Raw genomic sequence first — 14,550 nt, forward strand, 5'->3', positions numbered from 1 at the left:
CGGAATACGCGTCGACGCACATAGCGGCACGGGTCGTGCATGCCGCACCCGCATCGGTCCTTTCATAACCTTCGTCTTTCACGTTGCTGGCTTCTGCACACTCGCAGCCCTGCCCCATCGCATCGCGCGTTTCGACGCTTCACGTCCCGCTGAAACATCGCCCGCTCGCCGCGTCCTACGATGGGCACATGAACACGACCACACCCTCCCCCGCCTTCCCGCCCGCGCTCGCTCGTGTCGTCGCGACCGTCAGCATCGGTTTCGTCGTGACGCAGCTCGACGTGACGATCGTCAACATCGCGCTCGCGCATCTCGCCGCCGACCTGCACCTGCCGGTCGCCGGCCTGCAGTGGGTCGTCGATGCGTACACGCTCGCGTTCGCAGTGCTGATGCTGTCGGGCGGCGCGCTCGGCGACCGCTTCGGCGCGCGCCGCCTGTATGTCGCGGGCCTCGTGCTGTTCGCGCTCGCATCGCTCGCGTGCGGCGCCGCGAATGCGCCGGCGATGCTGATCGCGGCCCGCGCGCTGCAGGGCGTCGGCGCCGCGGCGATGCTGCCCAATTCGCTCGCGCTGCTCAACGACGCGTGCCGGCACGACCCGCACCTGCGCGCGCGCGCCGTCGGCTGGTGGACGGCGGCCGGCTCGATCTCGATCGCGGCCGGCCCGGTCGTCGGCGGCCTGCTGATCGCGGCGTGGGGTTGGCGCGGCATCTTCCTCGTGAACCTGCCGTTATGCGCGGCGGGGCTCGCGGCCGCGTTCGCGTGGGTGCCCGCGCGCCGTGCAACAGCGGCGACTGCGGCGCCGGCCGCGCCGTCCCGGTCCGCCCGCGCACTCGATCTGCGCGGCCAGCTCATCGCGATCGCGATGCTGACCGCGCTGACCGGCGCCGTGATCGAATGGCGGCCGCTCGGCTTCGCGCATCCGATCGTCGCCGGCGGTTTCGCGCTGGCGGCGCTCGCCGCGCTCGCGTTCGTCGCGGTCGAATCGCGTACGGCCACGCCGATGCTGCCGCTGTCGCTGTTCCGCCATCGCACGTTCAGCGCGGCCGTGCTGTTCGGGATCTGCGTGAACCTCACGTACTACGGCACCGTGTTCGTGCTCGCGCTCTACCTGCAGCGCGCACGCGGCGAATCGGCATTGCAGGCCGGCCTCGCGTTCCTGCCGCTGACGGGCGGTTTCCTGCTGTCGAATCTTGCGAGCGGCCGGATCGTTGCACGTCACGGCCCGCGCATGCCGATGCTGGCGGGTGCGCTCGTCGCCGCGCTCGGTTACGGGTCGCTGCATTTCGTCGACGCGTCGACGCCGCTGGCCTTCCTGCTCGTGCCGTTCCTGCTGATTCCGTCGGGCATGGGTTTCGCGGTGCCGGCGATGACGACGGCCGTGCTCGCGTCGGTCGCACCCGAGCGGGCCGGCATCGCGTCGGCCGTGCTGAATACCGCGCGACAGGCCGGCGGTGCGATGGGCGTGGCGGCGTTCGGCGCGCTCGCCGGCGGCGGTGGCGCGTGGCAGGTCGTGGACGGGTTGCGGATCGAAACGGCCGTGTCGGTCGCGTTGCTGGTCACGGCCGCGCTGCTTGCGACGCTGGTCCGGCCCGATGCGCATCGCGGCGCGTCGCCCGCGAGTCAGGCGCTGCCGGCTGCGGATTGACCGTGTGCGTTCATCGCGGTCACGCTTCGCCGGGGTCGCGCTGGATCAGGTGACGCCACGGAAAGACGTTGTCCTTGAAATGACTCACGTAGCCGCCACTGCCGGCCTGGATCACCATGAACTGAAGCCGCGGATGCAGTGCCTGCAGCGCTTCGAGTTGTTCGCGATCGAGACAGGTATTCCTCAACGTCAGCGTGTGGAGCCGCTGGCCGGCGTTACTCTTCAGCAAACGCTCGTAGGCATCGAACGACGTCACGCTGCCGGCATCGCGCTTGTGCTTCCACGTCGAGTGCAGCTCCGTCGATTCGGCAAAATCGAGCCAGCCGAGCGACGACGAGTTGTCGCTGCCGGCAAGACGATCGATGAACTGCTGCGTGTCGTATCCGCCGCCGATGCGCAGCCGGTTCAGATGCGGCAGCGGCACCTCGACGAAGCGCGCATCGGGTGCATTCGGCACCGTCAGTTCGATGAGAAATGGCGCCTTCGCGGCGAAGCGGGCAATCTCGCCGCCCTCCTCCATGATCAGGTCCCGGCGAACGATCATCGACAGGTTGTGATCGGCCGGCTCGGTCGGCTTCACGTACAGCGAACGCAGCATCGGGAAGCGCGCGTCCGAATCGAGCAGCGGACCGAAATCCCATTCGCGCGTGCCGTTCGCCCCTTCGTCCGGGCCGCTGAACGCCAGATCGGTCACGAGATCCGCGACGTCCCGTTCCGCAAGACATTGCAGCGTCCAGTCGAACGGCTCCTCCCACGCGTCGCCGAAGTACCGGACATGCAGCCCGGCCCGCATCGGCGCGACGACGACATGGTTGAAATCGGTCTGCCACAACGGTTCCGCCGGATCCGTATGGTCATGCCCGTCCTCGGCTCCCTCGCGCTCGCAGTGGTCGTGGATACGGCGCTGCAGGTCCAGCAGCAGCCGATAGCCGGCGGAATCCAGCGGATGGGTCATGGTGATGCGGCTCCGGTCGACGACGATCGCGACAGTCTATCCGACGGTGCGGCCGCCGAACATGACGCTCACCGCCGCGTCGCGCCCGCTTCGTCGCCGAGCTTCCGCACGACCGTCTCGGCCGCCTTCACGGGCCGCCCGTCGTCGTGCCGCAGCGCGAGCTTGCGGATCGCCCGCCCCGTGTGGCGATCGACCAGCACCGAATGCGGCTCGCCGCGCGCAAACAGGTTCGCCTCGCCCCACTGCCGCAGCATCACGATGACCGGAAACAACCCCTCGCCCTTTTTGGTCAACGCGTACTCCTGATACGCGGTGCCGTCCGACGCCGGCACGACGTCGAACACGCCGGCGTCCACCAGCATCCTGAGCCGGTCGGACAGGATGTTGCTCGCGACGCCGAGGCTCGCGCGGAAATCGCCGAACCGGCGCACGCCGTCGAACGCATCGCGCACGATCAGCAACGCCCAGCGATCGCCGACGATATCGGTCGCCCGCGCCACCGGGCACGGCGAATCCGCAAGACTTTTCTGCCTGGCCATGTTCCTCTCCGCAATCGTGCCGGCCGCCTTCGCGGCAGCGCCGGCCATCCGTGCGCGGGCCCGTCGCCCGCCGCACAACAAGTTGCATTTTAAAACTACTTTTCCTACACTCACACCAGTTTCAAATTGCAACTACATTGCGTGAGGAAACCCGTGGAGTCTTCCTGTCATTCAAGTACCGTGGCGTCGAATGCATCGAACGCGGCGCATCCGGCCGACGGCGGCCGCCTGTCCGCGGCCAGCGTCGCGCTGCTGGCCGTCTGCTGCGCGGCGAGCGTCGCGAACGTCTACTACGCGCAGCCACTGCTCGATTCGATCGCGCGGGATTTCGGCGTGTCGCAAGCGGCCGTCGGCGGTGTCATCACCGCGACGCAGCTCGGCTGTGCGCTCGCGCTGCTGTTCGTCGTGCCGCTCGGCGACCTGCTGAACCGCAAGCGCCTGATCACCGTGCAGCTTCTGCTGCTGACGGCGGCTTGCATCGGCGTGGCCGCGGCGTCGACGCGCATCGCGCTGCTGGCGGGGATGGTCGCGGTCGGCCTGCTCGGCACCGCGATGACGCAAGGGCTGATCGCGTGCTCGGCCGCACTCGCGGGCGCCGGCGAACGCGGGCGTGTGGTGGGTGCCGCGCAGGGCGGCGTCGTGATCGGGCTGCTGGCCGCGCGCTCGCTGGCGGGCGTCGTCACCGACGTGGCCGGCTGGCGCGCGGTCTATCTCGTGTCGGGCGCGCTCGCGATCGCAATGCTCGTCGTGCTGTCACGGCTGTTGCCGGACACGAACGGGCCGCGCGAACGCATCGGCTACGCGGCGTTGCTGCGCTCGATGGTGGCGCTGCTGCGCGATGAACGCGTGCTGCGCGTACGCGGCGCGATCGCACTGCTGATGTTCGCGGCGTTCAGCATCTTCTGGAGCGCGCTCGTGCTGCCGCTGAGCGCGCCGCCGCATTCGATGTCGCATACGCAGATCGGCGCATTCGGCCTGGTCGGCGCACTGGGCGCGGCGGCTGCCACACGCGCGGGCCAGCTTGCGGATCGCGGGCGCGGCGAAACGACGACCGGCGCCGCGCTCGCGCTGCTCGCGCTCTCGTGGCTGCCGCTCGCGTTCGGCACTACGTCGATTGCACTGCTGATCGTCGGCATCGTGCTGCTCGACATCGGCGGGCAGGCCGTCCATGTCGTCAACCAGAGCATGATTCTCGGTGCGCGACCCGACGCGCATGCGCGCCTCGTCGGCTGCTACATGCTGTTCTACTCGGCCGGCAGCGGGCTGGGCGCGATTGCGTCGACGATGATGTATGCGCGCGCCGGATGGACCGGTGTGTGTGCGCTCGGCGCGATCGTGAGCGTTGCCGCGCTCGGCGTATGGGCCGCGACGCTCAGGCGCGCGTGACGCGTGCCGGCGATGCGAATCGCATCATGGGGAAAGCCGGCCCACCCGCTTCGGGCGGCCGGCGCGTGAACCGGACTCGCAAGCGCACCGGTTCGACCTTCGTTTCGGCACGCCGGTTGCGTGCCGCGGGGGCTCAGCCCGCCGTCTGGATCGCCTCTTCGTACACGCTGGCGACGCGCCGCGCGATCACCGCGTTGTCGAAATGATCGCGCGCGTAGCGCTTGCATGCGAACTCGTCGGGCAGCGTGATCGCGCCCGACAACGCGGCGCCGAGCCCTTCCGCGATCGCGTCCGCGCCGGTCGACGGCAGCACGAGATCGTCGGACAGCCCCGCAACCGCCTCCGGCAGCCCACCGACCGGCGTGACCAGCACGGGCGTGCCGGACGCGAGCGATTCGACGGTGATCAGCCCGAACCCTTCGAGCGCGACCGTCGGCACGACGCTGACCGTCGCCGCGCGATACAGCGCCGCGAGATGATGGTCGGGCACGAAGCCGAGCAGCTTCACGTTGTCCTGCAACCCCGCCCCATCGATGCGCTGCTGCAGTTCCTCGCCGATCTTGCCCTTGCCCGCGATCAGCAGCAGCACGTCCGGTTGACGATGCTTGATGAGGCCGATCGCATCGATCAGATCCTCCAGCCCCATGCGCCGCACGAGCCGGCGCACGGCCAGCACGATCGGACGGTCCTGCGGCAGCTGCAGCTTGTGTCGCGCCTCAACGGGCGTGAGCGGCGTGTCGAACTGCGCGGTATCGACGCAGCCGGGAATCACGCGCACGCGTGACGGCTCGATCCCGTAGCGGTTCGTCAGGATCTGGCCGAACGCCTGCGACAGCACGATCAGCCGCGACGAGCGCGTATAGACGGCCTGTTCGAGATAGCGCTTCGCGCGCTGCCCGAGCGACGCGGCGCCCTCGACCTGGCTTTCGTCGGCCCACGGCCCCTGGAAGTGCGACACCTGCGGAATCCCGCGCGTCACGTCGAGACCGGGGAACGTGTACAGCGCGAAATGCGACGAGATCACGTCCGGCCGCTCGCTGCGGATCTCCTCGCGCAGCGCGCGCCGCGCGGCGAGCATCCGGCGCGCGAGCGGTTCCGATGCGGGACCGAAGCCCTGGATCGCGCCGCCCGTGTCGTCGGCGACCTTCGGCGAGCCCGCGACGAGCCCGCGCACCTCGACGCCCGCGCCCGGCAGCGCGCCGACGAGCGAGTAATACATCCGGTCAAGGCCGCCCGCGCGTTCGGGGAACCAGTGCATACCGATCTGCAACGATTTGATCGGCCGGGAAGATTGAGACATCACGGTTGCTCCTGCGTGACTGCATGCTCGACCCGCTCGAAAGCGGACGGCTGCGGGGGTTGGCCGATGCGCCGATAAAGCGCGATGTACTGGGCGCCCATGTGCGCCCAGCCGAAACGGGTCATCAGTTCGCGGGCCGCGTCGCCCATCGCGCGGCAGGTGTCGCGCGATGCCGCGAGCGTGCCGATCGCCTGCGCGAGCGCGGCCGGATCGTCCGGATCCTCCAGCACGATCCCGCATTCGCGCGTGATGATTTCCGCGCCGCCCGCCGTGCGCGCGGTGACGACCGGCAGCCCGGCCGCCATCGCCTCCAGCAGCGACAGGCTCATCGCTTCGTAGCGCGACGGAAATACGTACGCGTCGACCGAGCGCATCAGCGTCGGCATGTTCTTCACCAGGCCGAGGAAATGCACGCGCGAATCGATGCCGAGCGCGCGCGCCTCGTCCGGATACGGGCTGCCGGGCAGATACCCGGCCACCGCGAGATGGACGTTCGCCGGCAGCTTCGTCAGCGCCTTCAGCACGGTGCCGAGGTTCTTGCGCGGCGTGCGCAGGTCGCCGACGAACAGCAGCAGGAACGCATCGTCCGGCAGCTTGAAGGCCGCGCGGTCGGCTTGCGCGCCCGCGAACGCGCTGCCGTCGACGCCGTTGTAGATCACGCTGATCTTGCGGCTGTCGATGCCGAGCGCGGCGATCTCGTCGGCCACTTTCTGCGACACGGCGGTGATCGCGCGCGAACGCCGGTACGCCCAGCGCTCGAGCACGGTGTTCACGCGCGTGTAGACGTACTGGTAAGCCGACCACAGCCCCTTCGCGGGCCCGAACGGGTAGTACGGGCTCTTGAACCAGCCGCCGTGCACGAAGTGCGCGGTATTCACGTCGGCCTTGATCCACGAAATGAAGCCGTTCACGTGCAGCACGTCGTAGTCGCCGCGGTGCGCGCGCAGCCACCACGCGCTCTTCAGCGCGAACACCTGCTGCTTGACGAGATTCGACGGCCAGAAGCCGCCGACCTTCACGGGCACCCAGTGCACGCGCGGGTCGGCCAGCAGCTCGGGCGCGACGTGCGATGCGACCAGCGTGACTTCGTAGTGCTCGGCCAGCGCCGCGCGCGCGATTTCGTAATTGACGCGGCCCTGCCCGTCGTTATGTCGCACGACATGCGTGACGATCGCGATTCTCAATGCTCGCCTCCCCGTGAACGCGCGGCGGCCAGCAGGCGTTGTGCCTTTTGCCAGTGCGCCGCGGAAAGAATCGAAAAAATGGCTGTGAACATCAGCAGGCCGCCCGTGCCGATCAGCGAGTTCGTGAACACGAGCATCGCGAACGTCGACAGGCACAGGCTCAGGCACGCGCCGACGAACTTGTCCTTGCGCAGCTTGAACGCCGCGCGCAGCGTGCGGCCGAACAGCATCACGACACCGGCGAGGTACAGCAGCGTGCCGGGCCAGCCGAGCACGAACGGCACGTTCATCACGCCGCTGTCGAAGCTGCCGTACTTGCCGAGCTCGCCGCTGTCGCTCGACAGCTTCGTGGATGCGCCCGTCGCGCCCATCCCTTCGCCGGCGACGTCGGTGAATGCCGTTTGTGCGAAGGTCGCGTAGAACTTGTTGCGGTCGTCGTAGCTGCGGTCGTCCTTCAGGTTCGTGATCGACTGGAGACGCTGGCCGAGACGATCGGCCACCGGCCCGACGGTCAGGAGCGGCACGCACAGGCCGACCAGCACGACGCCGCTGATGAGGATCCGCATCCGCACGCGGTTGTTCGACTGCGCGAGCTGGATCGCGAGCGCGATCACCCAGCCGCCCCACGTCGAGCGCACGAGACACAGTGCGAACGACACGAAGCCGGCCGCCCCCGCGACCCAGCGGATCTTCTGCGGCGCCGCGAGCACGAACACCAGCGCGCCCATCATCGCGAACGCGAACGGCCCCGACGAGTTCATCGTGCTGAACACGCGCACGCCATACGGCACCGGCTCGCCCTGCGAACCCATGTCCGACCCGATCATCCACAGCACGTCCCACTGCGGCATCACGAAGTACTGCACGACCCCGTACACGCCCATCACGAGCATGCCCCACATGAACGTGGACAGCAGCACATCGCGGTACTCGGGATAGTCGCGCGCGTTGACCATGATGTGAAAGCCGATCAGCACCGGGTACACCCAGTTCGCGAGGTCGTAGGTCGCGGCCATCACGCCGCTCGACACGATCCCGACGAGGTACGCGTACATGAGCCCGAACAGCATCAACAGTACCGGTATGCCGCGCCGCTGCGCGAGCACGCGGTAATGCCGGATCAGCCCGAAGCCGGCGATCATCGTCACCGCGAGCGGCGCGACCTGGATCAGGCTCGTCGGCGTGAACGCCCCCTTCGACCAGTCGGCGAGACGCCGCACTTCCGGGCTCAGGAACCACACCCACCACATGAAGCCGACATAGCGCGCCGGGCTCTTGAAATACAGCCAGATGCCGACCGCGATGGCCAGCACCGGAAACGCGAGCGTCAGCACCTTGCCCTGGTGAACGGCGATCAGCGCGGCGGTGAACGTCCACAGCCCGGCCTGCCCGGCCCAGTGTTTCGGCTCGGCAAACCAGCTGCGATTGCGCGACGGTGCGCGTTCGGCGGTAATCGTACTCATCGATGCGCACTCACCGCGACGAAGGACGCGAATCCGCGAGCGGCATCGCCCGCCCCGCGGCCGCCGGCGTCCGGCGCCGGCGCAGCATGTCGCGCGTGATCCGCACGTGCTGCTCGGCGAACGCCTGCGTGGTCAGGTCGCGCTCGCGCAGGCACGCGGCGGCAGCCCGCGCGCAGTCGAGCGCCGCGACCGGATCGGCCACGAAGCGGTCGGCGGCCTGGCGCATCGCCTGCGCGTCGAACGCCGGCACATAGGCGGCGGTATCGTGCGGGAAATAATCGCTGAGCCCGCCGACGTCGGACACGATCATCGGCTTGCCGACGGCTGCCGCCTCGAGCATCACGGTGATGCCCGACGCATGGAAGTTCGGCCGCAGCGGCACGACGATCACGTCGGCCCACGCGTACAGCTCGTGCTGCTTCGCGAGCCCCGACGCCGAGCCGATCTTCACGTTCGGCGCATGCCACTCGCGCGGCACGCGGCGGCGCGTCGCGAGCCGCACGTCGTAGCGCTCGTCGCCACCGAACGCGGCGAGGAACGTGCGCCAGTCGCGGTCGCGGTCGTTGCCGATCGCCGCGATCCGCAGCGGCCGGTTCGGCTGCCACTGGCGCGGCTCGATGATCGGGAAGTCCTGCGTGTTGAGCCCGTAGTAGACGAACTCCGCATCGCGCCCGAGATAACGACGGCACAGCTCGGCGTTGTCGCGGGCGAGCGTGGTCAGCGTGTCGGCGCGCGCGATCAGCTTGCGGTACAGCCAGCGGCGCGGGCCGCCGAACGTGCCCCACTTGTCGAACAGCCACACGCTCTGCGCGAGCAGCAGCGGACGCTTGCCCTGCGCGCCGGCGAGCTTGAGGATCAGCGACGCGGCGAGATGCTCCTGTTCGGTGTGCGTCCAGATCACGTCGGTGTTCAGCAGCGCGGCGCGGTTGCGCCACGCATGCACGACGTCGAAACCGAGCGCCGCCTTCAGCGCGCGGCGCGCGAGGCTGGCGATGCGGTTCTCGCCGCCGTCCTGCGAATAGGACAGCCGGAACTCGTCGGATTCGGCATGGTGATAACCGTACAGGCAGCCGATGTTCTCGCCTTTCCGGTAGGTACGCGGATCGGCGCCGTAAAACAGATGGACGTGAACCTTGGTAACTGTCATTCAAGCGCTCCGGGTTCGGCCGCGCGGCATCGCGCGCGGCGCGTTCATGACGTCACCGGCGGCATGGCCGCACGGTGCGGGGCGACGGTGGCTCGGCGCGCATCGCGCGCGCCGCGGCGCACCGCGCGCCAGTGCGCGAGCACGCGGCCGCGCCGCGCAGTATGCAGCGACAGCAGCACATGCGCGAAGCCCGGATAGACGCGCGTGCCGACCAGCGCCCACCACCACCACGCGATCTCGCGCCGTACCGGCGGCAGATGCTCGCGCAGCGTCAGTTGCAGGTTGTACGCGCCGTTGCTGATCGCGTTCAGCGACGCCGCGTCGCGCCGGTCGTCGTCGAAGCGTTCAGCCGGATAGTGATCGACGGCGATCGCCGGGTCGTACAGCAGCTTCCAGCCCGCGCGCTGCACTTCCATGCTGAACGCGGTGTCGTTGTGGGTCTGCGCGCCGGCGCCGCGCAGCCGCGTATCGAAACGCAGCCCGCCGATCGCCGAGCGCCGGTAGCTCATGTTCGCGCCCTTCAGCGTGTCGACTTCGCGCGCGCCGCCGACACCCAGGTGATGATTGCCGACGATCTTGCCCGACAGCGTGAGCCGGCCGACCAGCTCGCGCGATTCGTCGAGCAGGCGGCCCTTCTCGTGCACCCAGTCGCGACCGCCGACCGCGCCCACGCGCGGATCGGACAGGAACGCGGACTCGATGCGCGCGAGCCAGTCGGGGTGCGGCGCCGCATCGTCGTCGGTGATCGCGACGATGTCGCCTTGCGCGGAGTCGAGCCCCTTGTTCAGCGCGGCGACCTGCCCCGGCACATCGACCGGCACGATACGCAGCGGCAGCGCGCCGCCGACCGACGGATCGGCGAGCCGTTCATGCGTGGCGTCGTCCTCCGGGCGCGCGACGACGATCACCTCGTCGGGCAGCCGGTGCTGCCGCTGCAGCGCCAGCAGGCAGCGCGCGAGGTCGGCGGGACGCCGGTAGGTCGGAACGAGCACGGAAATTTTCATGGCGGTTCTCCAGTCGGCCGGTCAGGCGCTCAGGTATTCGTGCACGGCCGCATAACCGCGGCCGTAGCCGCGCGACTTCGGCGGCACGCCGTTGAAGATCCCGCCTTCCAGATCGACGCCCGCGGTGCGCAGGCGCTTGATCGCATCGGCGATCTCGCCTTCGGTATGCATGCCCGAGCGCAGCACGAGGAACGTCGAGCCGGCCATGCGGCCGATGATGGTCGCGTCGGTCACCGCCAGCACCGGCGGCGAATCGATCAGCACGACGTCGTAACGCTTGCTGAGCCCTTCGAGGTATTGCGGCAGGCGCGTCGACATCAGCAGTTCCGACGGGTTCGGCGGGCGCGTGCCGGCCGCGATGAACGACAGGCCCGGAATCGGCGTCTCGCGCACTGCGTCCTCGAGCGCCGACTGGTCGCTCAGCAACTCGGACAGGCCCGGCTGCGGAGTGAGGCCGAAGTAGCGGTCGAGCAGGCCGCGCCGCATGTCGGCGTCGACCAGCAGCACGCGCTTGCCCGAATGCGCAAGCAGCACCGCGAGGTTGACCGCGAGGAAGCTCTTGCCGATGCCGGGTGTCGGGCCGGTCAGCACGATCACGCGGTTCTTCGCGTCCATCATCGCGAACTGCATCGCGGTGCGCAGGCTGCGCAGGCTCTCGACGCTGAGATCCTTCGGACGCAGGCTCGCCAGGATCGGCCGCGCGCGGCCGCCGCCCTTCTCGGCCGCGGCGTCGAGCTTCGCCAGCTCGGCGCTTTGCGGCACCAGCCCGTACAGCGGCAGGTTGAATGCTCGCTCGACGCGGTCGGGATCCTCGATGCCCTGGAACATGTTGCGGCGCAGGAACACGACGCCCGTGCCGAGGATCAGCCCGAGGAACACGGCGGCCGACAGGATCAGCACCTTCTTCGGCTTGACCGGGTCTCCCGGACGCAGCGCCGAATCGACGAGGTGGATGTTGCCGCCCGTGCCGGCCTTCTGCACCGACAGCTCCTGCACGCGGTTCAGCAGCAGCACGTAGATGTCCTCGGCGACCTTCGCGTCGCGCTGGAGCTGGACGGCCTTCACTTCGGTCGCCGGCAGGCTGCGGAAGCGGTTGCTGAACTTGTCCTTCTCGCCCTGCAGCTCCGCGAGCTGCTGCTTCGCGGCGATCACCATCGGATGCGAATCGGTGAAGCGCTGCGCGAGCGACGCGAGTTGCAGGCGCTGCGCGGCGATCTGCTGCTCGTACTGCACGCTGCCCTCGAGGTAGACCTTCGCCTCGTCGCTCGCGTTGATCGAGCCCGACGTGCGCTGGTACTGCGTCAGCGCGGCTTCCGCGCGTTCGAGGTCGGACTTCAGGCGCGGTTCCTCGCCCTTCAGGAAGTCGAGCATCTTGGTCGTTTCGGCCTGCTTCGCGACCACGTGCTGGTTCAGGTACGACTGCGCGAGCGCGTTCGCGATCGCGGCGGTCTGGTCCGGGTCCTTGCCTTCGAGCGAGATCTGCACGACGCCCGTCTGCTTGCCCTGCTCGGTCACCTGGATGCCGGTCTGGAAGCCGCTGATCGCGTCGAGATCGTTGTAGCGGACCACCGTGAACTGCGTGCCGGGGCGCGCGACGAGCTTCTGCACGAGTAGCGTCACGCCGCCGCCCTGCGCCGATTCGCCGACGCGGCCCGACAGCAGCCGGCCGCCGTTCTCGTCGGCCAGCGCATAGGTGTCGTTCGGGCCGACCGTCAGCGTGAGCTTCTTGCCTTCGAGCGCGGGCGCGACACTGATCGAATCGATGTCGGCGACTTCACCGCCCCATGCATACGACTTGAGGCCGAGCCACGGCCGCGCCGGCACGCCCGGCGTCGCGACGCGCGCGGCGAGGCTGCCGATCACCGGCAGCGTCTTCGGCATGACCGAGAAGTTCAGCTTGAACTGCTCGACGACCGGCGCGACGACGCCGCGGCTCTTGATGATTTCGATTTCCGCATCGGTCTGCGCCTGCTGCGGACCGGTGTTGATCATCGCGCCGGTCTGCGTCTGCGTCAGCGCCTGCGACGTGTTGTCGTTGCTCTCGACCCGCACGTGCACATCGGCCTGATAGACCGGCTTCGCGATGTAGCAGTAGAGGCCGGCGAGCGCGATGACCGTCACCGCGATGCCGAGCAGCAGCCAGATGTCGTCCATGATCACCTGGAGCAACTGGCCGAGGACGACGTCCTCTTCCTCGGTTTTCACGGACAGATCCGCGTAGGAGTGTTTCGCTTGCGTGTTCACCATTCGTTCCCGCTTGAGTGGTGCCGGGGCGGAGGCGCCGCCCCGGCGGGCTATCAGCGCGTGATTTGCTTCATGAAGAAAATCGTCTGGATCGTCGGCAGCACCTGCTGCAGCACACGGTTGAACTGCACCGAGCTGGCCGTGCTGACGTAGACGACGTCGAGCGGTTGAAGCGGGAAGCGGCTCGACAGCATCAGCGCATCGGGCTGCGTCATGTCGAGACGGAACACTTCAGGCTTCGTCGGGTTGTCGCGCATCCCGCGCATCACGTAGATCTTGCGCGGGTTCGCATCGGTGTCGAGGATGCCGCCGCCCGCCGTCAATGCATCGGCGATGGTCAGCTTGCCCTTGAGCATCGGCACCGTGACCGGCGTCTTGACCTCGCCCATGATGAACACGCGGCTGTCGCTGCGGTCCGGCACGTTGACGATGTCGCCCGGCTGCAGCATCACGTTCTGCCGCACTTCGCCGCGATCGAGCACGCCGTTCGCGTCGAGCGTGTAGAGCTTGCCGTCGCGCGTCAGGCGCACGCGCTGCAGGTCGGCGTCGGTGGTCGAGCCGCCCGAGCGCGAGATCGCGTCGACCAGCGTCAGCGGCACGTCGCTCACCGCGAGCGGGCCCGGCGTCTTCACTTCGCCCGTCACCTGCACCTTCTGGCTGCGGAACGACAGCACGCGCACGTCGAGCTGCGGATTCTTCACATAGCGCGCGAGACGCGTGGCCAGCTCGTCACGGGTCTGCGCGATCGTCTTGCCCGCCACGTGGATACGGCCGACGAACGGGAAGAAAATCGTGCCGTCGGCGGACACCGTCTGGCCGTAAGGATCGGCCTGGCCCGGCAGCGACGACGAATAGGGCTGCTGCAGCGCGCCCGCGATCGTCTGCGTCGTGTTGCCGCCGCTCGAGAACGACTGGCCCTGCGGCGTCGTCAGTTCGGGGTGGTCCCACACGGTGACGCCGAGGATGTCCTGCGGGCCGACGCGGTACACGTATTGCGACGGATCGGTATAACGTCCCGGCGGCAGCGGATGCTCGACCTGCTGCTTCTGCAGCTGGTCCATCACCACTTTGGCGTCGATGTAATGAACCGGATAGGTCTCGGACGCTTCCTGCCGGCCTTCGTCCTTCAGGTTCGACGAGTCGAGGTAGTTGCCGGGCGCGGTTGCACAGGCTGACAGGAAAGTCGTCAGCGCGACGGCAAGCGCCACCGGGCGCATCGGGCGTTTCAGCATAGTTTCTGTAGCCATCCTTGAACCAGACGTTCGATCTGCGAGTAGCTCTCGCGGTAATCGGCCTCGGGGCCGCCGTGCGGATCGGCAATCTCGGCCCCTTCCCACTTGCCAAGCAGGTGGACCTTGCCGCGCGCGAACGGATCGACCGCTTCGACGGCCGCGATCTGTCCGCGCTCGCTGACGAGAATCAGGTCGGCGTCGCGCACGATCCGGCGCGACAGCCGCCGCGAGCGGTGAGTCGTCGCATCGACGCCCCGCTCGGCGAGCAGTCGCCGCATCACCGGATCGATGCCGTCGCCGTCGTTCGCATGCACGCCGGCCGAGTGAAACGTCGGGCGCGGCCCGCCGCGTGACGCGAGGTGCGACTTGAACAGCATTTCCGCCGCCGGACTGCGGCAGACGTTCGCGTGGCAGACGATCAGGATGTTCCGGAACATGACGCCTCGTAAC

General features: G+C 68.6%; 12 protein-coding genes. 2 read left to right on the forward strand and 10 right to left on the reverse strand.

The features are described from left to right. Positions 1 to 188 precede the first annotated feature (188 nt). Positions 189 to 1,646: an MFS transporter gene (locus tag ACTRWB_RS00780; RefSeq protein WP_446900589.1), complete on the forward strand. Its 1,458-nt coding sequence runs from the start codon at positions 189 to 191 to the stop codon at positions 1,644 to 1,646. A 19-nt stretch (positions 1,647 to 1,665) separates the two neighbouring features. Here ACTRWB_RS00780 and ACTRWB_RS00785 read toward each other — a convergent pair whose 3' ends face one another. After that, entirely contained in the window at positions 1,666 to 2,601 is a 936-nt protein-coding gene (locus tag ACTRWB_RS00785; protein ID WP_446900590.1) for a hypothetical protein, read from the reverse strand. Between the two features lie 68 nt (positions 2,602 to 2,669). Then, positions 2,670 to 3,140: a winged helix-turn-helix transcriptional regulator gene (locus ACTRWB_RS00790; RefSeq protein WP_412024991.1), complete on the reverse strand. Its 471-nt coding sequence runs from the start codon at positions 3,138 to 3,140 to the stop codon at positions 2,670 to 2,672. Positions 3,141 to 3,293: 153 nt separating this feature from the next. Between ACTRWB_RS00790 and ACTRWB_RS00795 the strand changes: the two genes are divergently transcribed. Continuing rightward, a complete protein-coding gene (locus tag ACTRWB_RS00795; RefSeq protein ID WP_446900591.1) occupies positions 3,294 to 4,526 on the forward strand; it encodes an MFS transporter in 1,233 nt (410 codons plus the stop codon). A gap of 133 nt (positions 4,527 to 4,659) precedes the next feature. Here ACTRWB_RS00795 and ACTRWB_RS00800 read toward each other — a convergent pair whose 3' ends face one another. Genes ACTRWB_RS00800 through ACTRWB_RS00835 form a run of 8 tightly spaced genes read right to left on the reverse strand, consistent with a single transcriptional unit; the run spans position 4,660 to position 14,537 of the window. After that, positions 4,660 to 5,826, reverse strand: coding sequence for a glycosyltransferase family 4 protein (locus ACTRWB_RS00800; protein ID WP_446900592.1), 1,167 nt, complete (start codon positions 5,824 to 5,826; stop codon positions 4,660 to 4,662). Continuing rightward, positions 5,826 to 7,010, reverse strand: coding sequence for a glycosyltransferase family 4 protein (locus tag ACTRWB_RS00805; RefSeq protein ID WP_446900593.1), 1,185 nt, complete (start codon positions 7,008 to 7,010; stop codon positions 5,826 to 5,828). Before ACTRWB_RS00805 ends, ACTRWB_RS00800 begins: the two co-directional genes overlap by 1 nt. Continuing rightward, the gene (locus ACTRWB_RS00810) at positions 7,007 to 8,473 is read right to left on the reverse strand and encodes an O-antigen ligase family protein (protein WP_419687564.1); all 1,467 of its coding nucleotides are present in this window, start codon (positions 8,471 to 8,473) and stop codon (positions 7,007 to 7,009) included. Before ACTRWB_RS00810 ends, ACTRWB_RS00805 begins: the two co-directional genes overlap by 4 nt. Positions 8,474 to 8,483: 10 nt before the next feature. Continuing rightward, positions 8,484 to 9,620: a glycosyltransferase family 4 protein gene (locus ACTRWB_RS00815; protein ID WP_446900594.1), complete on the reverse strand. Its 1,137-nt coding sequence runs from the start codon at positions 9,618 to 9,620 to the stop codon at positions 8,484 to 8,486. Between the two features lie 44 nt (positions 9,621 to 9,664). Next, complete coding sequence (locus ACTRWB_RS00820; protein ID WP_343490434.1) at positions 9,665 to 10,624, reverse strand: glycosyltransferase family 2 protein; 960 nt, start codon at positions 10,622 to 10,624, stop codon at positions 9,665 to 9,667. A gap of 21 nt (positions 10,625 to 10,645) precedes the next feature. After that, the gene (locus tag ACTRWB_RS00825) at positions 10,646 to 12,871 is read right to left on the reverse strand and encodes a polysaccharide biosynthesis tyrosine autokinase (protein ID WP_446900595.1); all 2,226 of its coding nucleotides are present in this window, start codon (positions 12,869 to 12,871) and stop codon (positions 10,646 to 10,648) included. A 50-nt stretch (positions 12,872 to 12,921) separates the two neighbouring features. After that, on the reverse strand, positions 12,922 to 14,100 hold the full coding sequence (locus ACTRWB_RS00830) for a polysaccharide biosynthesis/export family protein (protein ID WP_446901392.1): 1,179 nt from the start codon (positions 14,098 to 14,100) through the stop codon (positions 12,922 to 12,924). Then, complete coding sequence (locus tag ACTRWB_RS00835) at positions 14,094 to 14,537, reverse strand: low molecular weight protein-tyrosine-phosphatase (protein ID WP_048250188.1); 444 nt, start codon at positions 14,535 to 14,537, stop codon at positions 14,094 to 14,096. The genes ACTRWB_RS00830 and ACTRWB_RS00835 overlap by 7 nt, the downstream gene beginning before the upstream one ends. Positions 14,538 to 14,550: the final 13 nt, after the last annotated feature.

It is taken from the genome of Burkholderia sp. YIM B11467, assembly GCF_052952715.1.